The following is a 23,987-nucleotide window of genomic DNA, read 5'->3' on the forward strand; positions in this document are numbered from 1 at the left end:
CCTGTCGAAGATCGGAGAGAAGCGCAAGACGGATGAACGCGTGCTGTACGGCGCCTACTTGGCGTTCTTCGCGAAGGCGTCGCGCAGTGAGTGCTCCAGCGACTCGTAGTTCTGCTTGACCTGCTTCAGCTTCTCCTCGATCGCCTGGGTGCCGTCGGCGATCTTCTTGATGGCGTTGTCCCAGCTGTCGTGGAACTCGTCACAGGCGTTGTCCAGGGCCTCCGCTCCCATCGACTTCGGACCGGTGTCCTTCATCGCGCCGAGCGCCTTGCGCATGTTGTCCTGACTGTCGTGCAGGTCCTTCAGCATGCGTCCGAGACTGTCCGCCTCGACCTTGAAATAGCCGCCCATACGCCCTCCCTGGCGTTCCCCACATCTGTGCACAGCGGTCAACACGCTACCGTCGATCAGGCGTTCGGCTGCACGAGGCGTCGGGGGGCCGCCTAGGGGCTTTCGTTTGGATCATCGGGCGGACCAGAGGAAGATGCCTGCGATGTGGAGTCCGGCCAGGTAGATGGTGGCGGTCTTCTCGTAGCGAGTGGCGATTCCTCGCCACTGCGTGAGGCGGTTGATGCACCGCTCGATGGTGTTGCGCTGCTTGTAGGTCTCGCGGTCGAAGGCCGGTGGTCTGCCGCCCTGGCTGCCCCGTCGCAGCCGGTGCCCGCGCTGGTCGGCCGGGACCGGGATCACGGTCCGGATGCCGCGTTTGCGTAGGTGGTCGCGGATGGCGCGTGAGGAGTACGCCTAATAGGCGCCGTGGGTTGGCCGTTAGGCCAGTCCTGGCAGGGGCCGGGTGAGACGTCTGGTCTGTACGCAGCGCCTGGGAGCGCTTCGACAAGAGGGACGCATACGCGGCCTCTGCCGTGTCGAATTCGGTCGGCATACCGTGCCGTGGTTCGAGCCGTTCCCAGGGCCACCTCCCGAACAGCCGGAGCTGTGGAGCTCTTCACGAGAGCGGGGACCCTGGGCTCAGCTGGGGCCACGGACGGCTGATGGGGTGGTGCGCCGGCGAGCGCTTCTATTAGGTCGCCGGGTGGTCCCGCCTCGGCTCGACGCCGAGGGACAGCGAAGGCCCGAAGGGAGCACGTGATGCACGTGACCTGCGGAATCGACGTGAGTGGTCCACCGGCGTCGTGCCAGAGACCGAGCCGGCGGAGCGGATGACGGGCTACGTGCGCATCACTCGGGTGAGTTCCACTCTCAGCCGCCCCCAGCCGGTCGTCATCCGGTCGTCGTGTCACCCTCCGCGGCCGTTGTCGGGGCGTCTTCCGGGGAACGTGCGGTCGTGCGGGCGAGGTTGTCCTCGAGGCGTTGCAGGGCGTGCAGTGTTTCGGCCTGCTGGTCAGGGGTGAGGTCGCCGGTGGAGGCGCTTTCGAGTTCGGCCCAGATGCGTTCGACCTCGCGGCGCAGCGCTTGGCTGGCGGCGGTCGGTTCGATGATGACGGCGCGCTTGTCGTCGGGGGAGGGGCGGCGGCGGACGAAGCCGGCGTTCTCCAGGCGCTTGATGCTGCGGGTCATGGTGGCGGCATCGGAGTCGACCAGGCGCACGAGGTCGGTCTGCCGCTGGGGGCCGAGTTCCCACAGATGCATCATGACCAGCTCCTGGCCGAGGTGGAGGCCGAGGGGGCGCAGGAGCTGTCCGGCGATCATGCGGTGCAGACGGGCCACCCGGAAGATCGCGTGGCTGACCGGCCCCGCTTGGGCGGCAGCGGGCACCGGCACCGAGGAGGCGGGCGGCGTCGCCTGCTGCGGCCGGCTTGGCGTGTCCTGCTGGGTTGTCCGATTGGTTGTCCGGCTCATCAAGTGCATCCTTTCCCGGCTGAACTTTGCCGGACAGTAATCCGGCTCACAGCTCGCCGGATGCAGCCAGGATAGCGACCCTCCGCGCCTCGTGTTGCCCTTGGGGTCAGCGGGTTGTTGCCGCACGTCAACGGGCGGTTTTCGGGCGTGCGGGCCGGTGGGTGACGCAGTTCATGGAGGGGATCGGGAAGGCTTTGGGGAGTTTTACTTGTTCGGCTAGGTAATGGTTTGCTGAGTCCCGCATGCCGAGGGAGCGCCGCCCGACCGGACGGCCTCCCGCCCCTACCGAAGGAGTGATCATGACGACCGCATTCGACCCGATCGAGCTGGGCGGCAAGCGTCTGGCCAACCGCCTGGCGATGGCGCCGATGACCCGCAGTCGCGCCTACGGCCCGGGGGCCGGCGCGACGGAGCTGATGGCGGCCTACTACGCCCAGCGGGCAAGCGCCGGCCTGATCATCACCGAGGGCGTCCAGCCGTCGGTGGTCGGCCAGGGCTACCCCGACACCCCGGGCCTGCACTCCGCCGAGCAGGTCGCCGCCTGGCGGCAGGTGACCGACGCGGTCCACCGCGAGGGCGGGGTGATCTTCGCGCAGCTGATGCACACGGGCCGGATCGGCCACCCCAGCCTGCTGCCCGACGGCATGATCCCGGTGGGCCCCTCCGCCGTCGCCGCGAAGGGCCAGGTGTACACCCACCAGGGCCCCCAGGACTTCGTCACACCGGAGGAGCTGGAGCACGACGAGATCGTGCGGACGATCGCCGACTTCGCCGACGCGGCGCGCAACGCCGTCGCCGCCGGCTTCGACGGGGTCGAGCTCCACGGAGCGAACGGATACCTGATCCACCAGTTCCTCGCCCCCAACGCCAATCAGCGCACCGACACCTGGGGAGGCGGCGTCGCGGGCCGGGTGCGCTTCGCCGTCGAGGTCACCCGCGCCGTCGCGGAGGCGATCGGTGCCCACCGGACCGGTATCCGTATCTCCCCCGGAACCCCCTTCAACGACATCGCCGAGACGGACCCGTCCGACCTGGAGGCGACCTACACGGCCCTGGTGGCCGCTCTCGCCCCGCTGGACCTGGCCTATCTGCACGTGCTCGAAGGCCCTGACCAGGGCCTGACCGGGCGCCTGCGCAAGGACTGGCCGGGCACGTTCGTCCTCAACCCGTTCACGCACCCCGAGCCCACCGGCCACGATTCCCTCGGCCTGATCGAGAACGGCGCCGCGGACATGCTCGCCTTCGGTGCGCTGTTCCTGGCCAACCCCGATCTGCCCCGCCGTCTCGCGTCCGGCGGCCCCTACAACGAGCCCGACCGCACCACCTTCTACGGCGGCGACGAGCGCGGCTACACCGACTACCCGGCCCTGCCCGCCTGACCGTCGCGACAAGGGCCACCACACCCGGTCGCGGCAGCGGCCACCGCACCCGGCCGGGGTACGGCGCGCCGGCCCGTCCCGGGGCACGCCGCCCATGCCGGCCGCCCGGGGACGCCTACGCCGGCTCGGCCCGGGGACACCTACGCCGGCCGCCTCCGGACTTGCCCGGGGGCGCGCCCACGCCGGGCCCCGGCCCCACCCCTCCGAAACCCTCCCCTCCGAAAGCCTCCCCTCCTGCTCCGCGTCCGCCTCCCCGTCCCCTCTCCCCTCCCCTCACCCCGAAGGACCCGCCATGACCGCCCTCGCCCGCAGACTCCAGCACGCCGCCTACGGCGGCCCCGAGGTACTGGAGCTGGCCGAAGTGCCGCTCCCCGAACCCGGCCCCGGCCAGGTCCGCGTCCGCATCCACGCCGCCGGCGCCAACGCCCTGGACTCCAAGAAGCGCCGGGGCCTGTTCGCCCCTGGCCAGGAGGCCCCCGCCGAACCCCAGCCCCTGGGCCTGGAGATGGCCGGTGTCATCGACGCCCTCGGCCCCGGTGTCACGCAGTGGAGCACCGGCCGGCCGGTGCTGGGACTCACCGCCCGGCAGGACGCGGTCGCCACCCACGCCCTGGCCGACGCCGGCAACATCGTCGCCAAGCCCGACATCCTCACCTTCGAGCAGGCCGCCGCCCTGCCGGTCGCCACCGAGACGGCGTACCGCACCCTGCGCCGGCTCGGCGTGGTCGCAGGACAGACCCTGCTGGTCCACGCCGCAGCGGGCGGCGTCGGCCTCATGGCCGTCCAGCTCGCCCGCGCCCTGGGCGCCACCGTCATCGGCACCGCCGGCGAGGCCAACCACCCCTTCCTCCGCGACCTCGGCGCCACCCCCGTCACCTACGGCGACGGCCTCGCCGAACGGATCCGCGCCGCCGCCCCGCAAGGCATCGACGCCGTCCTCGACGCCTCGGGACGCGGCGTCCTGCCGCTGTCCGTCGAACTGACCGGAAGCCCGGACAAGGTCCTCACCATCGCCGACCTCGACGCCGCCCGGCACGGCGTGCGCTTCTCCCGCGAGATGCTGCCCATACCGCAGGTCATGGACGACGTCCTGCCCATGATCAAGGACGGCCGGCTGCAGCTGCCCCTCGAAGCGGTCTTCCCGCTGGAGAAGGCGGCCGACGCCTACCACCGCCTGGACGAGGGCCACCTGCGCGGCAAGATCGTCCTCACCGTCCGGACCCCCCTCGACCCGGCGGCGCGGGCCCGCGCGTAACCCGCTGGTGACGGGCCCGGCCGCCCCACCGGGCCCGTCACCCACCCACCCGCCGGGCTCCGGCCCACCGCTCCACCGGAACCGCGCGTCAGCCGCCGTCACGGTTCAGGACGCGGCGGGCGGCTGCCAGCCAGCGGTCCTTGCGGACTTTCGCCTCGTGCAGGCGGCCGGAGTTCTGCTGGATCAGACGGCGCTGGATACGGGTCTCGGCCGCTGCCCACACCGTCACCAGCTTCGCCGACTTCTGACACGCCACGTCTTCGCGAGCGGTGGCGCGTTCGGCCGCCGTGGGCTCGGCCGTCTCCCAGCGCTCGCTGCCGGCGGCGGCAAAGGGGTCCGGGTAGTCGAAGCCGGACTTCGCCATGCAGGTGTGCCATCTGCGCAGGGCGTCGCGTACCTCGGGGGCACGCCGGGAGGTTTCCAGGGCGGTGCCGGTCAGCTGGTTGAAGGCTCGGTAGTCGGGTGGAGCGGTGTCGCCGACGAGTTGGTGCTGGGCGGTCTTGCGGCAGCCGCCCTTGCCGGAGGGGCCGTAGGCCGTGCGCTGCACCTCGGCCGGAAGCGACTCGCGCTCGTCCCAGGCACGGTTGCGCCGTACCACCGACGGCGGGTCGGGGCTCGGGTGGTACCCGTAAAGGACGGCTGCCGCCTCGTCGGCTCCGTAGCGTCGGAGGTTGGGCGGCTCGGTGTCCTGGGCGTCCACCGGAGGCAGCGCCTTCCACTCCATGCCCCGGCCGTTCATGCACCGGCGCATGAGGATGTCCTGTGCGTCTTCCACGACGTGGTTCTCGGCCACGGTCGAGGCGTAGGCGTCCAGCGGCAGCCGGAGCTGCCTGGCCTGCCGGGACACGGGTAGGGAGTGCGAGACGGGCGTGGACGCGTGCTCCCCGGCTGTGCAGGCGGTGGTGGCCAGGAGCAGCAGTGCGAGCGCGGTGGTGGCCTGGGCGCGGGAGGGCGACATGACTGCCTCTCGTTGAGCGGTGCGCGCTGAGCGGGATGCGCGATGCGCGATGCGCGATGCGCGATGAGCGGGACGCGGTGGCAGGCAGGCAGGGCACGGCAGGGCAGGGCACGGCAGGGCGGGGTGCGGCGCCAGTCGCCGCACCCCGCCCGTCAGCAGTTCGTTGCCGACGGAACCCGCTGTCAGCTGAACTTGATGGAGCTCGTCGCGTCGCTCATGTGGTCGTGGTCGCCGAAGTGCGGCTCCCTCTCGCCCGGTTTCAGGGAGAAGCGGGCGCCCTCGTACCTGGCGTGCTGGTAGAAGGTGACCGTGCGGTTGCCCTTGTTGATGGCGGAGCTGATCGTGTCATTCCAGCCATCGACCTTCAGATTCCGCATGTTCTCGGTGAAGGTCGTGTTCCGGTTCCTGTAGTTGGCGTCCTGGAAGACCTGGACCTTCGTGACACGCCTCTTGGCCGCGGCGCCGTCCGCGTGGGCATCGGCGGAGGCCGGCAGCGCGGCACCGAGCGTGAGTGCGGCAGTGGCGGCGCCTGCAGCGGCTATGTAACGGATACGCATGGCGTTTTCCCCTTTTGGTCACTCTCGCGTGATGCACGTGATGACGGTCATGTGCCGATCGGTCCGTCCATGCTCCGAGACGAGCGAGTGCGTCCCGTGCGGCACGATGATTCAAGCCCTCGACGCAGCGAGAAAAAAGGTGATTCGAGGAGATTCGAATCCGGGCACTCGGCTGGTGCTGCCCGCCCGCGCTGCCCGCGCTGCCCGCGCTGCCTGTGCTGCCTGTACGGCTCGGCCGCGCCCTCGTGACCGGTGCCGACCGGGCTGAAGACAGGGGCGGGGCACGGCCGTTCGCGATACTTGTGGGGTGGCGTCCTTGGCTGCCGATCAATGGTGAAGGACGGCTCCCAGGAATCCGCCGTACCGTCAGATTGCGCACGCAACGCCGGCAAGGATCCAGGGTCTTCCCCATCGTCCTGCCGGCGCCTTGGCGTCCGTGCCTCCTGGTCGCAGCTGGGAGTCAGCTCGGCTGGTCTCCGGTGTAGCGGTGGATCCCCCCCCATCGGACACCTGGTGGCAGGACCACCTCCACCGGGCCCTGGCACACCTCGCGCTCGTCCGCACGGGCCGTCAGGCGGTGCGCGAGCAGTACATCCGCCGCCGCGTCCCGGAGTTCACCGGTTTCACGCCCGGCGAGATCACCTGGACCACGGCCCACGGCGACCTCCACTGGGCCAACTCACCGGCCCTGCCCTGACCCTTCTGGACTGGGAGGGCCGGGGCACGGCGCCCCTCGGCTACGACGCCGCACACCTCCGGCCTGCGCCTGAGGGCCGGGGAGCCTTGCGAGTTGCCGGCCGTAGACGTGCTGGAGAGCGGTGACGCGTCACCGGCCGGCGGGCCGTCAGAAGTCGTACGGCTTCTTGGTGCTCCAGTTCAGCACGTCGGCCTCGTTCCAGCTGAACTGCGGCTTGGCGCCCTGGAGGTCGACGGAGTAGGAGGGGCCGTTGTGACCGTCCGCGCCGCGCAGCGCGAGGGCGAACGACTGTGCCGTGCGGTGCTTCGAGCCGTAGTCGAAGAGGTTCACGGCGCTGTATACCGTGCCGCCGGGCTGGAGCGTGAGGTGCTTGCCGCCACCGGGGTTGTCCTTCTTCGAGTGCGGCAGCACGGCGCTCTCGTCGCCGAGCTTCACGGCCGGGTAGGAGGTGACCCAGCAGGGCTTGCTGCCCTTGTTCGACGCGGTGACCAGCAGGTGGTCGCCCTGCTGCCCGGCGAACCGGTGCACCGCGGTGAGCAGCATCTCGTCACCGCGGCACTGCCCGGCGGCGGCCGTGGTGTCCGTGTTCGCGGCCTTGTCCGTCCCGCCCGAGGCGGTGGTCGAGCGCGTGCCCGCCTTGGTGTCACCGCCGCCGTTGGCTTGCTCCGCGCCGCCCTTGACGTCACCGCCCGCCGTGGACTGGCTCTGCGCGCTGCCGGCGGCGTTGTCGCCGCCGGCAGCCTTCGAGCCGCTGTCGGCGCCGCCGCAGGCGGTCAGGCCCAGCGCCAGCGCGGCGGTGACGGCGGCCAGGGTCGCGGTACGAATCCGGGAAGTACGCATGATCAGGTTCCCCCTGCAGTTCGTGCGGGAGCGTCTTGGCCCGTCCCGCGGTGTGGACACCACTCTTCCCGGGGCCACTGACGTTCCGGAAACGCCTCACTCACGTTCCGCAAACACCCGCGCGCGAACGGGTGAGCCGAGCTGCCGACGGCCCGGAGTTCCCCACCATGAACCTGGCGCACCCGCACACAGCCCGGACAGGCTCACCCGCCCCTGTCGCTGAGGTCGGGGGTGTCGTTCATGAGGGGCGAACCAAGTGCCGTGCAGCTCAGCATGATGCTCAGGTTGCACACGCTGCCATCGGTCCCGCTGCCATCGGTCCCACTGCCATCGGTCACGCTTTGCTGGACCGGAAGCTGAGCGAGGTCGCGGGCCGTTGCGGTGTCCTCCCCGCGACGCCGCAACGGCCCGCACCCCTGAAGCGGCCGTTCGGCGGCCGGATCCTCAAGCAGGACGGCGCCACCCACCCGGCCAAGAAGTGGACCGACGCGCACCTCGACGACGGCCGCATCACCGTCGCCGAGCAACTCTTCGGCGACGGCCGCGGGGGCGACGCCTGTGAGCGGTTCGTGAGCCGAACATGAGCCATGTGGCCGAATATCGGTGGTGTGCCGGTCGCAGCGGCAGTCCCTCAGGGGCGCGTGGCCGACGGCGCACTCCGTTCCTTGCCGGTTCGGAGCTGCTGCACACCTCGTTCACGACGGGTGCCGCCTTCCCGGGACGGCAACACCCGGAGTCGTGAACGGAATCGCAGGACGCAATCCGCGCTTCAGGTGGAAAGTAAGGGACGCAAAAGATGAACATACGAGTACGCAATGTTCTCCCGTCCGGCAGAGGCCGGCGGGCAAAAGCGGTCGCGGTGGGATCGATGGCCCTCGCGGCGGCGCTGTGCCTGTCCATCACCCCGGCGCAGGCGGACGGCGGCGGCGGCGGTTGGGTGAACCCCGACTATCACATGCCCGTTCCCCAGGGCGACGGCATCTGGAGCACCCCCGAGAAAGTCGCGGAGTTCCTCGCCGACTGCGGCGAGAACTGCACCTTCACCCCCACCTCATGGGTCGGTGAGCCGACCGAGGGCACGCCGACGATGCTGGGGGACTACCGCGACAACTGCACCACCGAGAACGCCGACTTCAAGCAGGGTGAGGCGAAGACCACTGGCGAGTCGACGGTCGTCGGCATGTCGGTCGGTGCGAACCCCGTCTCGGTGCTGCCGAAGATCGAGCACACCTGGTTCAAGCAGAACACGGAGAGCAGCGATACCACGGGCACTCTGAAGCCCGGCGAGATCGGTTGGGTCGACGAGGTGTCGGTCACCCGTAAGGCAAAGGGCAACTGGCACCTCAACGGTGTCGATCAGTCGAATCCCTTCGCTCCCGTGAACTCGCACAACTCCCATGGCCCCCACGACTTCACCGATGTCGAGGGGGATATCACCTACAAGATCATCAGGATCCAGTCCCGCCCCATGACCGCCGAAGAGCGCACCAACCGCTGCGGCAACACAAGCCCCAGCTAACCCAGTTGGCGCGGAGTCCGACGGCCACCGGCAATCCGCAGGCGGCCCCAACTCGGACCGAGGGCCTGCCGACCCGGAGCGGATCGCCGGCCCCGCACCGGCAGCCCGCACCACCCCCGGCCACCTCCTCGGCCGAGAGCACGCCAGCCCCAGGTCACTGACCTGGGGCTTTCGCGTGGAGCGGGGTGACGGGGCACGCGCTGGGCGCGCGTGGGCAGCGGAGGGCTCTTGGCGTCGTTGGGCCGTTCTCTTGGCGCTCGCTGCAGTGCCCGTGCACGGGCACTGCGGACGCCAGTGGCGGAGAGGCCGGCGCCCACGGCCGCCCCGGCGGCAAACCTGCCTGGGGCCCACCAGCCTCTACCGCCCTGCGACGCCGCATCGCGGCGGCCCGCCGCTGAGGAACGTCCCACCGTCACTGAGCGTCTCGAAACGGCAGAAGTGACGCGCCGCCTCTGTGCTCTGTGGTCACGTAATCGATCAATGCTCTGGCCTGCGATCGAGCTGTCATCGGCGGTCAGCGTTGGTCGCCCTTGAGTCCCTTGCGTGCCCTTGAGCGCCCTTTCGCGGCCCGCAGACGGCCCGAGGGAGAGCTGTTGCACCCCTCGATGCGGCCTATGGGCGCGACGGTCGCTGAACTCTGGTCAACAGGACCGCGTGCGTCGGTCGGTTGGAGGCCGGACCCCCGGCAGCGTCATCACGACCAGTAGCTGATGATGTACATTCCGTCACTCCAATGGGGCGTATCGGATGGCGGTTCCGTCCGCCCCATTCCAGCCTGGGCTGGTGCGTTCGATTCGTAGAGAACGCACGAACCACTCAGAGAGGTCACAGCATGTCCCGCACCAAGCTTCTCGTCCTGGCCGCTGTACCCGCGGTGGCCGTCAGCCTGGCGTCCCCCGCACTGGCCGATGACGAAACCGCCCACCCCCGCGTCGTCACCGCAGAGAGCCCGGTCCGGTCCATCGGGGCCAACCAGACCGAGATCGTCACTGTCACCTGCCCCAGGGGCACCTTTGCCGTCAGTGGTGGCTGGCTCGTGTCCTCCGCCAGCATCGACGTGACGGGCAACCGCGCGGTGAGCGACAGACGGTGGAAGATCCGCTTCGAGAACGAGTCGAACCGATCCGGCAGGGTGCAGGCTTTCGCCCGTTGCGCGGTCTGACGGCGCGTACTCGCCAGGGCGGGCGGGAAGACCGAGCAGCGTGACCGCCTGAACGTCGCGACCGCTCTCCCTCCGGTCGAATGAGGGGGAAGTGGTGCGGGACGCCTGAACTGGCCCGGACAACCAACCAGGCCCAGGTCGCTGACCTGGGCCTCAACCATGGAGCGGGTGACGGGAACCGAACCCGCGCTCTGCGCGCGGGAGTCGATGGGCCCGGGCGTCAGAGGGTGTCTGACGTGGGCAGAAGCTACTCCCTTGAGGGCCCGGAGGTCTCCGTGATCACAGCGTGAGCGGACCGCCCCACGGCGGAGCCACGCCCTTCACCTCTCTGAAGATCATTCACAGGCAGCCCCTAAGGTGAGGCCACGGAGAGTGTGGGGAGCGCGATGGAGCCGTTGGAAGCTGGAGACCCGCGGGCCGCCGGACCGTACCGGCTGACCGGGCGGCTGGGCTCGGGCGGGATGGGCCGGGTGTTCCTGGGCGAGTCCGGGACGGGGCGGCGGGTCGCCGTGAAACTCGTACGGGAGGACCTGGCGGCCACTCCCGGATTCCGCGACAGATTCCGGCGTGAGGCCAAGCTCGCGATGCGGGCAGGCGGCTTCTGGACCGCGCCGGTCGTCGACGCCGACCCGGACGCCGGCATGCCGTGGATCGCAAGCCAGTACGTCGACGGCCCCTCGCTCGACACACGCGTCACCCGGCAGGGCCCGCTGGACGAGGGAGAGGTGCGCAGGCTCGGCTCAGGGCTGGCCGAAGCACTCGCCTCGTTCCACCGGGGCGGTCTCGTCCACCGCGACCTCAAGCCCTCCAACGTCCTGCTCGTCGACGACGGTCCGAGGGTCATCGACTTCGGCATCTCCAAGGCCCTGGAGACCACCGCCGGTACCGATCTGACCAAAGCCGGGACCGTCATGGGGACCCCTGGCTTCATGTCGCCGGAGCAGGCACTGGGCCAGCCGGTGGGCCCGCCCTCGGATGTCTTCTCACTCGGCTCACTGCTCGTCTACGCGGCCACCGGCGCGGGAGCCTTCGGTGACGGAACTTCCCACGCGCTGCTGTTCCGGGTGGTCTACGAGGCGCCCGACCTCAGCGCGGTGCCGGACGGTCTGCGGGGGCTGGTGCTGGACTGTCTGCACAAGTCTCCGCAGGGCCGCCCCACCGCCGAAGCGCTCCTCGCACGCCTGGCGGACGTACCGCGGGCGACGGTCCCCGACCCGCGCATCGCGCTGAACGCCGTGCGGAAGAGCCTTTCCGACGAGGATGCCCCGGCGGCCACCGGACCGCAGCAAGGGAGCGCAACGGCCACGACCGAGCCGCCCGCCCCGGCACCGCGCCGGCCTCGGCCCGTCGATGAACCGCCGGCCCTCTCCCCTTTCACGGTGGATACATGGGGCCTTGCGGAGTTCCGGCGCCGTCTGCGACGGCCGGCCGTGTCGGCGTTGACGTTCGCCGGCATCTTCTTCTGCTTCGCTCTCGTCTTCGGCGGGGCCCAGGCCGTGCTGGCGCCCGTGTTCCTCTCGACGCTGCTGCATCTGCTCTACGGACTGAAGGTCTCGTTGCCGGTCAGGGCCAGGGCACTGCGGGTCGGAGCAGACGGGCTCTCCGTACAACACGGCCCGCACACGCTCTCGGTGCCCTGGCGGGACATCGCCTCCGTCACCCTCACCGGAAAGCGGAACAGGCGCAGCATCGCCCTGACAGCGGCCCTGCAGGAAGGAACGGACGCCCGCATCCCCTCCCCGCTCCGCGCCGGCCCGGGTGTGCTGAAGTGCACGGTCGTATCCCCCGCGAAGGACGAGACGAGCACCCGCCTGGACGGCCTCGATACCGCGCTGCGGCATTTCGCGGGCAGCCGCTACACACCACCCGCCGCTTCCGGCAAGGACCGAAGGCCACTGTGAGCAGTACAGCGCTCCACGGCCCGGAGGACCGAGGGCGAGGGCAGCCGCTGATCCAACTGCACGCCGGGGACTCCCAGTCGACGGGTCCGGCTCACCACGATGGGCACGCCGCTGCGTGGGCATGGTGGTGGACGCCCTCAGTCGCGATGAAGAGCTCTGGCCCGGACAACGAGGAAGGCCCAGGTCGCTGACCTGGGCCTCAACCATGGAGCGGGTGACGGGAATCGAACCCGGGCTCTGAGCTTGGGAATCAGGGGGCTTTCGGGGCGCCAGTGTCTGCCTGTTCAGCGAAGACGCCGCTACTGGGGGAGGTGGTTTCGTCACGTCTCTGGCCCTTGTTCACCGCTGACTACCTCTCCATCTGGCACTGGGGCAAGATCAACGGCAAACACCTCAAGGGCCTGGCCGACTGCGGCCGTATGCCGCGCACCGCCCTGGACGGGGTCGCGATGCTCATCGAGGGCGCGAAGGTCGGCGCGCTGGTCCAGTTGGGCATCCTGGCCGCCGAGGTCATAGCCGCCCAGGCCGCGGCCCCCTTCACTCTCGGCCTGTCGGAGTTGGGCGCGTTGGGCGCCACGCAGGCGACCCGGATGATCCTCAAGCGGCTGTTCAAGGAGGTCTGCCAGCAGGTTGCCGAGCAGGTCGTCAGCATCGCCCTCACCCCGGTCGAGGAAGCACTCGGGGCGATGGTCGGGGACCTGGTGGTCCAACTCGGTGCCAACGCTCTTGGTGTTCAGGACGGCGTCGATCTCGGGCGTACCGCAAAGGCCGGCAAGGAGGGCTTCAGCCAGGGGGTGCAGGACGCGAAGGGCTCCGCCAAGGAAGCGGCCTCCAATCCGACGATGGGGCTCCTCAGTGCGGGCGGCAGCGGCGGCAGCGCTGGCGGGGGTGGCGGCGGAGAGTCCGGCGGTGGCAGTGGGTTCAACTTCGACGAGGGCGAACACGACAATGCTGTGACCGGTCTGCAGAGCGCGGGTGGCACGTTTCGCAACAAGGCCGGCGGCAAGATCGGCCGTGCCAGGAGCCACCACAGCCGTACGCGTGGCAAGGACGCCATCGCTGATGCGGCGAACGTGGTGCTGGACAAGGTCGTCGACGGTATCGAGGACGGCGTCAAGAAGACGGCCAAGCACCTCGACGACAACATGACCCGCGGCATCAAGCAGATGGCAAAGAACCACCGCGACAACGACAACGGGCTGGCCGACCACTTCAAGGGCCTCGGCAAGAAAGACACAAAGGACCCAAAGGCTCCGGGAGTGGGTGGGGCCACAGGCGGGGGGAAGGGACCGGGAGGCCCCGGCAATCGGCCGCCCGGCGGGGATAATGGCCCGCAGGGGCAACCCATCAACCCTGCTTGGCACGGACAAAGCGCATGGGGGATGAAAAACCACCATGGCCGCGCCCTTGACGTGAGTGGCCTCGACCACGGCCAGAGGCTCAGGCTGCTCGAAGAAGAGTCACGCCGACTCGCGGACGACGCCCACAGGGCCAAGGCGGGACAGTCAGGCGTGGAGACGCCGGGTGCATATCGCATCAAGAAGGGGTGTGCTGGAGCCTTCTTGCATAATGGCACGATTACCGGACACACAAGCTCCACCAAGTATGGCGGGAACGTTGCCATCGACGTCCATCCGCAACTTCAAAAAATGCTGGATGATATTGAGGTAGAGGGCAATATTAGTTCAGGGCGCGGAAAGTGTGCCGAAGTGGCCTTGATATCCGACAGGTTGGAGGGCTCGGCTCTGTAACAATATCGGGGAAAGGGATACCAAGGAGGGTGAGATAATCGAGGGGCACGGGGATCACAAGAAGCCCTGTAACTCTTGCGAGCGGATGCTGCCGAGGCTCGATATCATTCCGCGTAGCAGCTAGACAGGCGCTGAGGGGTGAAAGGAATCGTGATCGGAGAAGAATCAGTCAGGTCTTGGCTGACGGAACATAGCTGGTTCTCTGGTCGAGACATCGGCGCGGAGGCCGACCGGCTAATTTCGATCAGGGTTCGAGATTTCGCGGACCAAGGAGAAGGCATTGCTCCGCTGCCGTGCGCGACAGCCTTTGTGCGTGAGTACGGCAAGCTCGAACTCCCCTACCCGCGGAGTCCGGACATCAAGTTGGTTGTTACGCCAACATTCGGGTATGACGGCGACGCCGAGGACATAGTGGAACTGGGCCGAAGTCTCGGCAGGCCGATTTTCCCTGTGGCATACGAAACGCGAGAGCTCGGAATCGTATTGATGGATGACACGGAGCGAGTATTTTACTTGCACGAAACGGGTTGTTACTTCGTGGCCGAGCGGCCGATGGAGGCGTTTGCCAAGCGTCTGGAAGGTAGTCGGCTGCAGGATGCGGAGGATTTCTTTGTCTAGTCCGGTCCCAGGCGTCGCATCATCAGTGCTCATCAACGACATGGTGCTCAGTCCCTGCACGTGGCCATGGAACTTCGTGCCCGTTTGCAAGCAGCGAGCTTCGGGGCCGTCGATCTGTCCCTTTCGTTGGCAGCGGCACAGGCCAGAAGCGACGGAAATCATGCACGTTCCGAGTCGGTGCAGGGTCTCAAGTCCAGCTGCATAATCTCAGGGCCGGCTGCATATGGATGGCATTTATGCAGACATCGTGAGACTCGCAGCTCGGAGCGTGCACTCTTCCGGGCCCCCTTCGGTGAGACAGTCATGGCACCAGCCAGCACCGTCATCATTGATCGGTGACCACATGGATGCGCTGCTACTGGGACGAGGAAGACACCTGGTTCTACTTCGAGGTCGATGCCGAAGGCTGGGTGATCCGGCAGGTCGAACTCGAAGGGCCTGAGCTGACCCCGATCGCAGCTGCCTCCCTCGCCGAGTGGCAGCGGGCCTACGACGCAGGCCGCCTCGGTGAGTACGACAGCAGGTTCGGGATCACAGCCGAGGTGCCCGTCTCGGAATGGGAAGGCCACGACCCCGAACAACTCACCTGCGAGGAGTTCGAGGAAGTATGGGGGCCTGCCCGTCGCCAGATCGCATCCCGGCCCAGTTGACCTCTCGGGCCCGCGGAGACTTCTTGGCATCATCGCGACATGGCCTCGCCCCTTCCCCGCACTGTCCGAGCCGTCGACACAACTCATCTCCTGGACCTGGCCCAGGAGGCCGCCATGCGCAGCTTCAGCCAGCGGCTCCCGGTCGACTGGCTCCAAGAGCACCTTGCTGCGGAGGCGACGCACTACCTGTTCCCGACGCTCGTGCAGCGGCTCACGCACCGTCCCGAGATGCCGCTGCAGTGGAGGTGCCAGCAACTGCTGACCGTCAATACCGGCGAACAGATCTGGGGTCTGCTCGACGTCCTTCCCGACACCTTCGACAAGATTCCGGAGACCCTGGACACGGCCTCCAAGAAAGACATCGTCAGCCGCATGGAGCGAGCAGTGACCGTGCGCGAGTGGATGGAACGAATGGGTGTCGAAGCAGGTTCGTGACGCCCCTCGGCGGCGGTGCGGCCTGCTGGACAGTCTGAGGAAATGACACCGATCTGACACAGCCGCCGGCCGACACGTCGTGAGACTGAAGAGGGACGTCCAGGTCACAGCGTCGGCACATGACACCGAAAGCGAGAACCTACAGTCGGCGACACCACGAATTGACTGCGCGCTGGTTGCAACGGACGGCTGTCCTCGCGTACTTCAGGTGAGAATGACGGCACCGGCCGGCCGGCTGGCTTTCGAGCAAGAGAACGTGGTGGCAGCCCAGGTGGAAATCAACAAGTACGCGGATTCACGAGGGTAGCGAGAGAACAGTGGTGACGCACAGCAGGCCGGTGCCGTCGACGGTGGACAGCGACACCGACCATCCTGGGGGAACCGAGATGAGCGCCAACACCACTGCCCGCACCGCCCGTCGCCGCCCCCTGCGCGTTGCCGCCGAGTCTGGCAGTGCGGGCTCGGGTGTCGAGCGTTCCCACACCTCCGGCCTGAAGGCGTCGTTCGCCCGGGGAGAGGACGCGACCCCGGACCCGAAGGCGGGCGGGTCGACGACCACCAGCGTCGTGGTGACCAACAAGGGCAGCCGCACCTGCCGGATCGGCGGCTTCCCGGGCGTGGACCTCAAGTCCGAGAATGGCGGCGAGCGCTGGTCGCTGGCCCGCCAAGCACGGCTCGATCATCCGAGAGGCGGGCTGAGGATGGGGGATGGAGCCAGATGCGGGGGGCTGGGAGGGGATCAGCCGCGGAAACCCGCTCCAAGCGACGCACGGCAATGCGGCGCGTGCCGCGTGGGAACGATGTGGTCACTGCCTCATGCAGGAGCCGCGACAGAGCATCGAGACCGGCAGCGGCGCCCGAGCAGCGCTGCGTTGATGCCGGCCGAGGTCGGTCTGCCTGCCGCGCACACCACTGTCGGCTGGATGTGGATTGCTCCGGCCACAGCAGCGGGCCGGGTGTGCGGACGGCCGACGGGCAGGCGGATGCGCATCTTCTTCAGGGCGGGGATGAACCTCTGGGATCGCGCGAGGTTCTTGGCGAGGTACGCGGCCCGGGTACCCTTGCCGCCCCCCGGGGTTCCGACGAGGACGATTCGCATCAGCGGAGGAACCCTTCGTAGTTGCGCTGCTGAAGCTGGCTCTCGATCTGCTTCACGGTCTCCAGGCCCACACTCACGATGATGAGGATGCTTGTCCCGCCGAAGGGGAAGTTCTGGTTCGCGTGGAACAGCACCAACTCCATGGTGGGTACGAGCGCGATCAGCCCCAGGTACAGCGAGCCCGGCCACGTGATCCGGTTGAGCACGTAACTGAGGTACTCGGCCGTCGGGCGACCGGCCCGGATGCCCGGGACGAAGCCACCGTGCTTCTTCATGTTGTCGGCGACTTCTTCGGGGTTGAAGCTGATGGCCACGTAGAAGAAGGCGAAGAACACGATCAACAAGACGTACGCGGCGAGGTAAACGGGGTGGTCTCCCTTGGTGAAGGTGGTGGCGATCCAGGTCGCCCATGCTGCCTTCGACCCGCTGAACTGTGCGATGAGCGCCGGGATGGACAGCAGCGATGACGCGAAGATGACGGGAATCACACCCGCCTGGTTCACCTTGAGCGGGATGTACGTGGACGTACCGCCGTACGACCGGCGCCCGATCATCCGCTTCGCGTACTGCACCGGGATACGCCGCTGGGCCTGCTCGACGAAGACCACCAGGGCGACCATTGCCAGGCCCACCAGGATCACTGCGAAGAACTCGATCCAGCCGCCGGCGAGCTTGCCCTGGAGCTTGACCTGCCACAGCGCGCCCGGGAAGCGGGCAGCGATCGAGATGAACATCAGGATCGACATGCCGTTGCCGATACCGCGGTCGGTCACCATCTCGCCGAGCCACATGACCAGGGCCGTACCGGCGGTCATCGTGATGACCATCGTGATGGTGGTGAAGACCGAGCCGTTGGGCACGATCTGGCGCGTGCAGCCCTGGAAGAGTGAACCGGCGCGGGCGGCGGTCACCAGGGCGGTGCCCTCCAGGGCGGCGAGCGCCACGGTCAGATAGCGGGTGTACTGGGTGATCTTCGCCTGGCCGGACTGCCCCTCCTTCTTGAGGGCTTCCAGCCGCGGGATCACCACGGTCAGCAGCTGGAGGATGATGCTCGCCGTGATGTACGGCATGATCCCCAGCGCGAAGATCGTGACCTGCAGCAGCGCTCCACCGCTGAACATGTTCACCAGGCCGAACAACCCGCTGTTGGCGTGGGTCCGCTCCATGCAGAACTCGACGTTCGCGTACTTCACCCCAGGGACCGGAATGTGCGCTCCGACCTGGTAGAGCACGATGATGCCCAACGTGAACAGCAGCTTCTTGCGCAGGTCGGGCGTCTTGAACGCTCGGGCGAACGCGGTGAGCACGGTGCCTCCTGCGCCTCCGGCCACTCTCAGGGCAGGGAGGCGACGGTCTTGAGGATCGACGAATACGTAGCGGCTGTACTGCGCGGAGCTCGCCCGCACGGCGGGTTCCGAGGCAGGACCCCGAGGCCGGCTTGGTTGCCCAGAGTGCGGTGCGCGCGCAAACGAAGTCGCCGTCTCCCTCTCGCCCAGGTGTACGGGCACTGGGCTTCCGTACACACCCATCGGGACCGCTTGACCGCGGCCAAGGCGCTACCTGGCGGTCGGGGTGTGTGTCGGTGTCGGAACCGGCTCGGCGGGTGAGGGACGGTACGGCATCGGCACCAGGCCGGTAGTCGGGGCGCGGGTCGGCATCGGCACCGGGCCGGTAGTCGGGGCGCGGGTCGGCATCGGCACCGGGCCGGTAGTTGACGCGCAGGTCGGCATCGGAACCGACCGGGTGGTTGACGTGCAGGTCGGCATCGGCGCCTTCGTGGCACCGGGCACGGGGCGGGGTCTCGATGGCATCGGGACCGACTCGGCGGGGGTGCCGGGGCGGTGCTGAGGGCCTGTGGGGCCGTCCTGAGCGAAGGAGCTCGGCAGGACCATCAGTCCGACTCCGAGCCCGGCAACGGTCAGCACTGATCCGGTGGCCGTCCAGGCCGCTCGAGCCCGCCGGCGTGCGCGAACTCCGGCGTGCAGTCGGTCGCGGTGCCGGTCCTCATAGAGCGTGTCCTCCTGGCTGTCGCGCATCATCCGCGCCAGCTCCTGCTCGAAGTGATCCATAGCTCCCTCTTCACTCCACCGGCTCTGCCTCAGCCAGAAGCTGACGCAGCCGTGCAACGCCGCGTGCCGTCAGTGAACGGGCGGTACCCACCGGACAGCCCAGTACCTCCGCGACATCCCGCTCGGGCAGGTCCTGGTAGTAGCGCAGCACCACCGCAGCCCGCTGCCGCGCCGGCAGCAACGCCAACACGGCCTCCAAACGCGTCTGTTCGTCCACGGCAGCGGTCTCATCTGCCACCTCGGGCGGGTCGGGCAGCTGGTCCACAGGGTGCTCGCCCCACCAGCGACGCCGTGCCGAGCGAGCCGCAGCACGGGCCAAGACCCTGCGCACATACGCCTCGGGCGCCTCCTTGGCCACCTTCGGCCAGGCAAACCACAGTTTGACAAGCGCTTCCTGCAGCAGATCCTCGGCCCGGTGTCGGTCCCCGCCGGTGAACAGCCGCGCCAGGTGAAGCAACGCCGACCACCGAGCCGCCACGAACCGGTCGAACTCATCGGCCCGCAACTGCCCCATCAGCGTCACCCCCTCACCTCAACACGCCCCTACACCCTCAATAAAGGCACTGGCCCCTGCTCCGCTATGCACCCCCGACGAGTGACCTGGCTCACGCATGCCATCCCGGCCGTGCCCACGGCGCGACGTGTCCGGGTCGGCGGCGCCAGGTCGGACGGGTTGTTTGCGGGCGGTAGACGAGTCAGTCCGTATGCCTGCGGGCCCGTACACCCCGACGACCAGGACGCGAAGACTGCCGACGAGGTACGCAACGCGTGGAACGCATGGCACCCGAATGTCCCGCTGACCGTGTTGAGCAGCCGGACACGCTCGCTGACCCGGCCGATCGTGGACCACCTGCGCGCCGTCCACGCCGAGACGGAAGACGACCGCTTTCCGGTACTGATCCCGGAGATGCAACTGCCCCACGTGTGGCTGCGTCTGCTGCGGAACCAGCACGGCCCGGTCCTCGATCGCGCGATCCGCCGCTGCACGACGCGGTGATCTGGTGCCTGCGATTCCGCATCGACGTCCGCGTTGAGCAAGGTCCACTTGGCTTGGTTCATTGACCTGGGGCTTTCGCGTGGAGCGGGTGACGGGAATCGAACTCGCGCTCTGAGCTTGGGAATCAACGGGGCCGGTAGTCGCCATCGGGGCTCTGGCCTGCGTAAACATGGGCTGTGAGGTGGGGTGGGGAGTGCCGGTGGGCACCTGTGTTGACCGTGATGTACCGATGCGGAAGCGAGGTTGGAAGTGAGGTCCGACGCCTGGTTGCCGAGCTCGCTGAGCACGGTGGGGCGGGCGACGACACCCTTGCATCCCCCATATATCGGAAGGCAGGATATGGTGCGGACATGGTTTCCAGAGGAATGACGCAAGCGGCGTTCTTCGTCCTCACCGCACTGGTCGACGAACCGCGGCATGGTTACGGGATCGTGCAGGAGGTCGACGAGCTGTCCGAAGGGCATGTGCAGCTCCGGATCGGCACGTTGTACGGCGTGCTGGACCGACTGACGGCCGACGGGCTCATCGAGCCGGACCGCGAGGAGGTGCAGCAGGGCCGACTGCGCAAGTACTACCGCCTCACCGACGCCGGCGGGGCAGCCCTGTCCGCCGAGGCGGAGCGGATGGCGGCCGGCGCACGCGCCGCGACCCAGCGGATAGCCGCCCACCGCCCCACGGCCGCCGGGCCGGCCGCCGCCAGCCGATCGGTGCGTCGCCCAGGAATTGCCGGAGGCACCGCATGACGACCGTGCTCGAACAGCGCTACCGCACCGTCCTGCGTCTGCTGCCCTCCTACTACCGCACGGAGCGGGAGGAGGAGATGGTGGAGGCTTACCTGCACGGGATCGACGAGCAGGACCGGGACGAGATGCGCCCCGCCTTGGGCGAGATGGCCAGCATCGCCGCCCTCGCCCTCCGCGCCCGGATGGGCGCCGCCGGTGCCCCGGCCCGCTACGCCACCCTCGGCGCGACGGTGCGCCTGTTCGCGATGCTGAGCGTGTTGCTGCATGCGGCCTCCGAACTGACCGTACGGGTCCTCTTCTTCGCCTGGTTCCAAGGTGCCCACGCGCCGGGCCGAGAGCTGTCCCTGGGGGGCTTCACCGGCCACGGCGCTCTGCCCGGGCTGTACCAGGCGGCGTTGTGGCTGCTCCCGCTGGCCTGGACGGTGGCCTACCTGGCGCTGCTGCGTGACCACAGGCGTACCGCCTTCGTCTTCGCCGTCGTCGCGGCCCTTCCTGCCCTGCTGCCATTCACGCAATACGCCGGCGACGGACAGGACACCGCGGCGGTCGCCCTCCCGCTCGCGACTGCGCTGTTCTCCTGGCTGACCGTCCTCACGCTGTGCTGTGGCTTCCACTGCGATGCCCCGCCCGCCAGGCTCCCGCTGGTGTCAACCGGGCCGGCCCTCATGGGCACCTGCGTCCTGATGGGTGCGTCGACCGTGATGTGGCCTCGGGTTGCGGACGCGGGATGGGCCGACGGTTCGGCATTCATCGCCGCGGCCGCCGTCTACCTGGTCGTCCGGCGCCGGTCACCGAAGCACGTGGCAGACCCCGCACTGCCCCTCGCGTTGGCCGCGCTCGGCCTCGCCGTCCTGGTACCGCGGATCCTGATCCTCGCGTCCTCGGCCCAGAACGCTCCTGGCTCTCTCATCGCCGCCTTCACCGTGCAGGCGGGCATCATCGCCCTCCTGGCGACTGCCCTGGCCGCGACCGGAACCCGCAGTCTGACCCCACGGTTCAGGACCGGCTGAGCCAGGCAGCGGCGACCGCCCTCGCGCCGGTCGCCGCAGCAAGCCGACGACACCCCCGAAGTACGGCTCCAACGAATGCTCGCCGCCGCTTCGGGCGCAGTCCGGTGCCGTCCCGCAAGGAGAATCACGGCATGTCGGCAACGAATCCCACGCCTGGGGCAGCTGTCCCGCTTCACGTCGAAGCCATATGCGGTGGTGTCGCGACCCAGCTCGATGCCGAGGAGATCCGGGTAACGCTACCGAACGGCATCGTCTTCAGCCTGTCCGGCAACAGGAAGTCGCAAGGGGGCTGGACGACCTCGTACGAGCCGCCCGCAGCAAGGCGGGTCAGAAGCCTTCTGGTGCGGATCTGGCGCGGGACGACGCCTGAACTGGTCCGGACAACAAAGAAGGCCCAGGTCTCCGACCTGGACCTCAACCATGGAGCGGGTGACGGGAATCGAACCCGCGCTCTGAGCTTGGGAATCAGAGGGCTTTCGGGTGCCTCATGCCTGCCTGAACAGCGACGACCGCCCAGCTGGGGGGCATGCCGCGAGGACCGACCGTTCCACCGCCGGGCACGGCCTAGTCAGGCCGCACGGAATCGAGCAGGGCGGCGCACCGGGCGAGCAGGCCGACAAGTGTTGCCCGCTCTTCGTCGGTGAACTCGGCGGCCAGTGCCCGCTCCACCCGTACCGCCCGCGCGTCGGCGTTCTCCATGACGGCGCGGCCCTCATCCGTGAGCCGGGTCTCCAGGACGTTCTTGTGCCACTCGTGCGGAGTGCGCTCGATGAGGCCGCGCTCCTGGAGGTTCTTCAGCACCGTGTTCATGGTCGGCGGCGTCACTCCGCACGCTCGCGCCAGCGCGGCGGCCGAGATGCCGGGCCGCTCGGAGCTGTAGAGCAGAGCCGCGTACTGCGGGACCGTCAGACCGGCCGGCTTCAGCGCCGCGTGCTTGGCACCGTTCAGAGCTTGCTCGGCGCGCTTGATGGAAGAACCGAGGCGCTCGGACACGGGCATGGACGTCATCTGCGCATCGTAACGGCCATGAATCAGGGAAGCTCTCACCCAGTAATGAGTACTCATATAGAGATTAGAGTCTTGACGAAGATTAGAGTTCGAATATAACTTCGTGCGCATTCGATCGCATGCGGACGACACGCGCATGCGCCGGCAACGGGGAGGCACCCACCCATGTCCCAAGCGATCACACGCCGCGCTCTGATCTCGGCCGCCCTGGCCCTGACCGCCGTCGTCGTGCCGCTCGCCGCCACCGCGAGCGGCCAACCCGCGGCCACGTCACCGGCCTCGCACACCGCCACCCGGCACGAGACCCGGGCCCGCGTCTCCACCGCGTACGACCTGCCCGGCGCCCGCGTCTACCCGGAAGGCATCGCTGCCGACCCGCGCACCGGCGACATCTACGTCGGCTCGTACGCGACCGGCGCCGTCTACAAGGCGACGCCCGGGCACCGCACCGCCCAGGTCTTCCTGCCGCCCGGCACCGACGGGCGCACCACCGCGAACGGCTTGAAGGTCGACCGCGCCGGCCGGCTGTGGGTCATCGACTCGACCGCCGGCGTCGCCGTCTACGACCTTCACGACCGCAAGCTCATCGCCCGCTTCGACGTGACCGGGAGCGCCAAGTCGTTCGTCAACGACCTGGCGATCGCCTCGGACGGCAGCGCCTATCTGACCGACAGTTACCGGGGTGTCCTCTACCGCGTCACGCCCCGGCAGCTGGCGCGGGCCGCCGCGCACGGCGGGCGTGCCGAGCTGACCACGGCCTACGACCTGGCCGGTGCGCTCCCCAACGCCCCGGCCGGCGGGGTCGCACTCAACGGCATCGCGGCCGACCCCTCCGGACGCTATCTGCTGACCGTCGACATGACCGCGGGCACCCTCTACCGCGTCGACGTGGCGTCGGGCGCGGTACACCAAGTCGCCCTGCACGGCGGAGACACGCTGCACGGCGACGGCCTCGAAATGCGTGGTAACACCCTCTGGGTCGTTCACAACGTGACCAACGCCATCAGCCGGTGGAAGGTCGGCGACGACGGCGCGTCTGCCCGCATGGAGCGCCGCATCACCGACCAGGCGCTCCAGATCCCGACCACGATCGTCCACAGCCGCGGCCGGACGCTCGTCGTCCGCTCCCAGTTCGACAAGGGCGGCCCGATGGGCCCCGGGACGCCGCAGCCGTTCACGGTGGCCGAGGCGGACGGCATCTGAACCGTCGTCCCGACGCGGAACTTCATGATCTGCGGCAGGAAAGGGGTGCGCATCTCCTGGTCCGCGCCCGCGTTCACCCCACCGCGCTTCTGCGTGAGTTCATAGCTGCGAGGGGGCTTGTGGGTGCCAATTCGGCCTGCTGGCGGGCGCGTTATGGCACGTGAATGGCGCGCGACATACGAGTGCCCCGGACAGCAGATCAGCCCCAGGTCCCTGATCTGGGGCTTTCAGGTTCGTCGGGGTTGCCTCAGGCAGGGTCGGACGATTCCCCAACCGTCAGGGCCACATCGCGGCGCGGCACGCACCGTACCGGTGCGGTGCGGTGCGGTCAGGCGC

General features: G+C 68.7%; 24 protein-coding genes and 2 pseudogenes. 17 read left to right on the forward strand and 9 right to left on the reverse strand.

Going from position 1 to position 23,987, the window contains the following annotated elements; translation table 11 throughout:
* Positions 1–54: 54 nt before the first annotated feature.
* From OHS81_RS18800 to OHS81_RS18810, 3 genes and pseudogenes are all read right to left on the reverse strand, one after another.
* Positions 55–351 carry a hypothetical protein gene (locus OHS81_RS18800; protein WP_328385905.1) on the reverse strand — a complete coding sequence of 99 codons (297 nt, stop codon included), beginning with the start codon at positions 349–351 and terminating at the stop codon, positions 55–57.
* 111 nt (positions 352–462) lie between these two features.
* Positions 463–744 (reverse strand): annotated as a pseudogene (locus OHS81_RS18805) (transposase); the annotation flags it as partial.
* Between the two features lie 477 nt (positions 745–1,221).
* On the reverse strand, positions 1,222–1,800 hold the full coding sequence (locus tag OHS81_RS18810) for a MarR family winged helix-turn-helix transcriptional regulator (protein WP_443058724.1): 579 nt from the start codon (positions 1,798–1,800) through the stop codon (positions 1,222–1,224).
* A gap of 299 nt (positions 1,801–2,099) precedes the next feature.
* On the opposite strand from OHS81_RS18810, the gene OHS81_RS18815 reads away from it, so the two are divergent.
* Positions 2,100–3,179, forward strand: coding sequence for an alkene reductase (locus OHS81_RS18815; RefSeq protein ID WP_328385906.1), 1,080 nt, complete (start codon positions 2,100–2,102; stop codon positions 3,177–3,179).
* 292 nt (positions 3,180–3,471) lie between these two features.
* Positions 3,472–4,434, forward strand: a complete 963-nt coding sequence (locus OHS81_RS18820; RefSeq protein ID WP_328385907.1) for an NADP-dependent oxidoreductase — start codon at positions 3,472–3,474, stop codon at positions 4,432–4,434.
* Between the two features lie 88 nt (positions 4,435–4,522).
* Here OHS81_RS18820 and OHS81_RS18825 read toward each other — a convergent pair whose 3' ends face one another.
* On the reverse strand, positions 4,523–5,392 hold the full coding sequence (locus OHS81_RS18825) for a hypothetical protein (protein WP_328385908.1): 870 nt from the start codon (positions 5,390–5,392) through the stop codon (positions 4,523–4,525).
* A gap of 182 nt (positions 5,393–5,574) precedes the next feature.
* Entirely contained in the window at positions 5,575–5,949 is a 375-nt protein-coding gene (locus tag OHS81_RS18830) for a peptidase inhibitor family I36 protein (RefSeq protein ID WP_328385909.1), read from the reverse strand.
* Positions 5,950–6,436: 487 nt separating this feature from the next.
* Here OHS81_RS18830 and OHS81_RS18835 point away from each other — a divergent pair, with 487 nt between their 5' ends.
* The gene (locus tag OHS81_RS18835; RefSeq protein ID WP_328385910.1) at positions 6,437–6,646 is read left to right on the forward strand and encodes a hypothetical protein; all 210 of its coding nucleotides are present in this window, start codon (positions 6,437–6,439) and stop codon (positions 6,644–6,646) included.
* A gap of 147 nt (positions 6,647–6,793) precedes the next feature.
* Here OHS81_RS18835 and OHS81_RS18840 read toward each other — a convergent pair whose 3' ends face one another.
* A complete protein-coding gene (locus OHS81_RS18840) occupies positions 6,794–7,486 on the reverse strand; it encodes a DUF4232 domain-containing protein (RefSeq protein ID WP_328385911.1) in 693 nt (230 codons plus the stop codon).
* A 341-nt stretch (positions 7,487–7,827) separates the two neighbouring features.
* On the opposite strand from OHS81_RS18840, the gene OHS81_RS18845 reads away from it, so the two are divergent.
* The 10 genes and pseudogenes from OHS81_RS18845 (at position 7,828) to OHS81_RS37460 (ending at position 16,703) form a co-directional block, all read left to right on the forward strand.
* Complete coding sequence (locus OHS81_RS18845) at positions 7,828–8,070, forward strand: hypothetical protein (protein ID WP_328385912.1); 243 nt, start codon at positions 7,828–7,830, stop codon at positions 8,068–8,070.
* Positions 8,071–8,282: 212 nt separating this feature from the next.
* Positions 8,283–9,005 carry a hypothetical protein gene (locus tag OHS81_RS18850; protein ID WP_328385913.1) on the forward strand — a complete coding sequence of 241 codons (723 nt, stop codon included), beginning with the start codon at positions 8,283–8,285 and terminating at the stop codon, positions 9,003–9,005.
* A gap of 299 nt (positions 9,006–9,304) precedes the next feature.
* Positions 9,305–9,403 (forward strand): annotated as a pseudogene (locus OHS81_RS18855) (aminoglycoside phosphotransferase); the annotation flags it as partial.
* 434 nt (positions 9,404–9,837) lie between these two features.
* Positions 9,838–10,167, forward strand: coding sequence for a hypothetical protein (locus OHS81_RS18860; RefSeq protein WP_328385914.1), 330 nt, complete (start codon positions 9,838–9,840; stop codon positions 10,165–10,167).
* A gap of 395 nt (positions 10,168–10,562) precedes the next feature.
* Positions 10,563–12,068, forward strand: a complete 1,506-nt coding sequence (locus OHS81_RS18865) for a serine/threonine-protein kinase (protein WP_443058725.1) — start codon at positions 10,563–10,565, stop codon at positions 12,066–12,068.
* 335 nt (positions 12,069–12,403) lie between these two features.
* A complete protein-coding gene (locus OHS81_RS18870; RefSeq protein ID WP_328385916.1) occupies positions 12,404–13,819 on the forward strand; it encodes a hypothetical protein in 1,416 nt (471 codons plus the stop codon).
* 150 nt (positions 13,820–13,969) lie between these two features.
* Positions 13,970–14,437: an SUKH-3 domain-containing protein gene (locus tag OHS81_RS18875; protein ID WP_328385917.1), complete on the forward strand. Its 468-nt coding sequence runs from the start codon at positions 13,970–13,972 to the stop codon at positions 14,435–14,437.
* A 347-nt stretch (positions 14,438–14,784) separates the two neighbouring features.
* Positions 14,785–15,087 (forward strand): hypothetical protein, encoded by a 303-nt coding sequence (locus tag OHS81_RS18880; protein WP_328391247.1) that lies wholly within the window; start codon positions 14,785–14,787, stop codon positions 15,085–15,087.
* A 39-nt stretch (positions 15,088–15,126) separates the two neighbouring features.
* Positions 15,127–15,522, forward strand: a complete 396-nt coding sequence (locus OHS81_RS18885) for a hypothetical protein (protein WP_328385918.1) — start codon at positions 15,127–15,129, stop codon at positions 15,520–15,522.
* Between the two features lie 386 nt (positions 15,523–15,908).
* Entirely contained in the window at positions 15,909–16,703 is a 795-nt protein-coding gene (locus tag OHS81_RS37460; protein WP_443058726.1) for a DUF4232 domain-containing protein, read from the forward strand.
* Here OHS81_RS37460 and secY read toward each other — a convergent pair.
* Together secY and OHS81_RS18905 are read right to left on the reverse strand one after the other, a co-directional pair.
* The gene (gene secY, locus OHS81_RS18900; RefSeq protein WP_328385919.1) at positions 16,621–17,928 is read right to left on the reverse strand and encodes a preprotein translocase subunit SecY; all 1,308 of its coding nucleotides are present in this window, start codon (positions 17,926–17,928) and stop codon (positions 16,621–16,623) included. The genes OHS81_RS37460 and secY overlap by 83 nt on opposite strands.
* A gap of 772 nt (positions 17,929–18,700) precedes the next feature.
* The gene (locus tag OHS81_RS18905; RefSeq protein WP_030088490.1) at positions 18,701–19,204 is read right to left on the reverse strand and encodes a SigE family RNA polymerase sigma factor; all 504 of its coding nucleotides are present in this window, start codon (positions 19,202–19,204) and stop codon (positions 18,701–18,703) included.
* An 81-nt stretch (positions 19,205–19,285) separates the two neighbouring features.
* Between OHS81_RS18905 and OHS81_RS18910 the strand changes: the two genes are divergently transcribed.
* From OHS81_RS18910 to OHS81_RS18920, 3 genes are all read left to right on the forward strand, one after another.
* The gene (locus OHS81_RS18910; protein WP_328385920.1) at positions 19,286–19,687 is read left to right on the forward strand and encodes a hypothetical protein; all 402 of its coding nucleotides are present in this window, start codon (positions 19,286–19,288) and stop codon (positions 19,685–19,687) included.
* A gap of 365 nt (positions 19,688–20,052) precedes the next feature.
* Entirely contained in the window at positions 20,053–20,430 is a 378-nt protein-coding gene (locus OHS81_RS18915) for a PadR family transcriptional regulator (protein ID WP_328391249.1), read from the forward strand.
* Positions 20,427–21,440 (forward strand): hypothetical protein, encoded by a 1,014-nt coding sequence (locus OHS81_RS18920; protein WP_328385921.1) that lies wholly within the window; start codon positions 20,427–20,429, stop codon positions 21,438–21,440. Before OHS81_RS18915 ends, OHS81_RS18920 begins: the two co-directional genes overlap by 4 nt.
* A gap of 564 nt (positions 21,441–22,004) precedes the next feature.
* On the opposite strand, the gene OHS81_RS18925 is transcribed toward OHS81_RS18920, so the two are convergent.
* Entirely contained in the window at positions 22,005–22,448 is a 444-nt protein-coding gene (locus OHS81_RS18925) for a MarR family winged helix-turn-helix transcriptional regulator (RefSeq protein ID WP_328385922.1), read from the reverse strand.
* A gap of 165 nt (positions 22,449–22,613) precedes the next feature.
* On the opposite strand from OHS81_RS18925, the gene OHS81_RS18930 reads away from it, so the two are divergent.
* Positions 22,614–23,651: an SMP-30/gluconolactonase/LRE family protein gene (locus OHS81_RS18930; RefSeq protein ID WP_328385923.1), complete on the forward strand. Its 1,038-nt coding sequence runs from the start codon at positions 22,614–22,616 to the stop codon at positions 23,649–23,651.
* The last annotated feature ends 336 nt before the right edge of the window (positions 23,652–23,987 follow it).

The organism is Streptomyces sp. NBC_00400 (genome assembly GCF_036048035.1).
Lineage (GTDB): Bacteria > Actinomycetota > Actinomycetes > Streptomycetales > Streptomycetaceae > Streptomyces.

What these genes read in the sequence shown, in the direction of transcription:
- OHS81_RS18820 (WP_328385907.1), top strand. Translation starts at nt 3,472, where the DNA reads ATGACCGCCCTCGCCCGCAGACTCCAGCACGCCGCCTACGGCGGCCCC.
- OHS81_RS18840 (WP_328385911.1), bottom strand. Translation starts at nt 7,486, where the DNA reads ATGCGTACTTCCCGGATTCGTACCGCGACCCTGGCCGCCGTCACCGCC.
- OHS81_RS18825 (WP_328385908.1), bottom strand. Translation starts at nt 5,392, where the DNA reads ATGTCGCCCTCCCGCGCCCAGGCCACCACCGCGCTCGCACTGCTGCTC.
- OHS81_RS37460 (WP_443058726.1), top strand. Translation starts at nt 15,909, where the DNA reads ATGAGCGCCAACACCACTGCCCGCACCGCCCGTCGCCGCCCCCTGCGC.
- OHS81_RS18800 (WP_328385905.1), bottom strand. Translation starts at nt 351, where the DNA reads ATGGGCGGCTATTTCAAGGTCGAGGCGGACAGTCTCGGACGCATGCTG.
- OHS81_RS18830 (WP_328385909.1), bottom strand. Translation starts at nt 5,949, where the DNA reads ATGCGTATCCGTTACATAGCCGCTGCAGGCGCCGCCACTGCCGCACTC.
- OHS81_RS18915 (WP_328391249.1), top strand. Translation starts at nt 20,053, where the DNA reads ATGACGCAAGCGGCGTTCTTCGTCCTCACCGCACTGGTCGACGAACCG.
- OHS81_RS18905 (WP_030088490.1), bottom strand. Translation starts at nt 19,204, where the DNA reads ATGGGGCAGTTGCGGGCCGATGAGTTCGACCGGTTCGTGGCGGCTCGG.
- OHS81_RS18885 (WP_328385918.1), top strand. Translation starts at nt 15,127, where the DNA reads ATGGCCTCGCCCCTTCCCCGCACTGTCCGAGCCGTCGACACAACTCAT.
- OHS81_RS18920 (WP_328385921.1), top strand. Translation starts at nt 20,427, where the DNA reads ATGACGACCGTGCTCGAACAGCGCTACCGCACCGTCCTGCGTCTGCTG.
- OHS81_RS18850 (WP_328385913.1), top strand. Translation starts at nt 8,283, where the DNA reads ATGAACATACGAGTACGCAATGTTCTCCCGTCCGGCAGAGGCCGGCGG.
- OHS81_RS18930 (WP_328385923.1), top strand. Translation starts at nt 22,614, where the DNA reads ATGTCCCAAGCGATCACACGCCGCGCTCTGATCTCGGCCGCCCTGGCC.
- OHS81_RS18860 (WP_328385914.1), top strand. Translation starts at nt 9,838, where the DNA reads ATGTCCCGCACCAAGCTTCTCGTCCTGGCCGCTGTACCCGCGGTGGCC.
- OHS81_RS18810 (WP_443058724.1), bottom strand. Translation starts at nt 1,800, where the DNA reads ATGAGCCGGACAACCAATCGGACAACCCAGCAGGACACGCCAAGCCGG.
- OHS81_RS18880 (WP_328391247.1), top strand. Translation starts at nt 14,785, where the DNA reads ATGCGCTGCTACTGGGACGAGGAAGACACCTGGTTCTACTTCGAGGTC.
- OHS81_RS18925 (WP_328385922.1), bottom strand. Translation starts at nt 22,448, where the DNA reads ATGACGTCCATGCCCGTGTCCGAGCGCCTCGGTTCTTCCATCAAGCGC.
- OHS81_RS18815 (WP_328385906.1), top strand. Translation starts at nt 2,100, where the DNA reads ATGACGACCGCATTCGACCCGATCGAGCTGGGCGGCAAGCGTCTGGCC.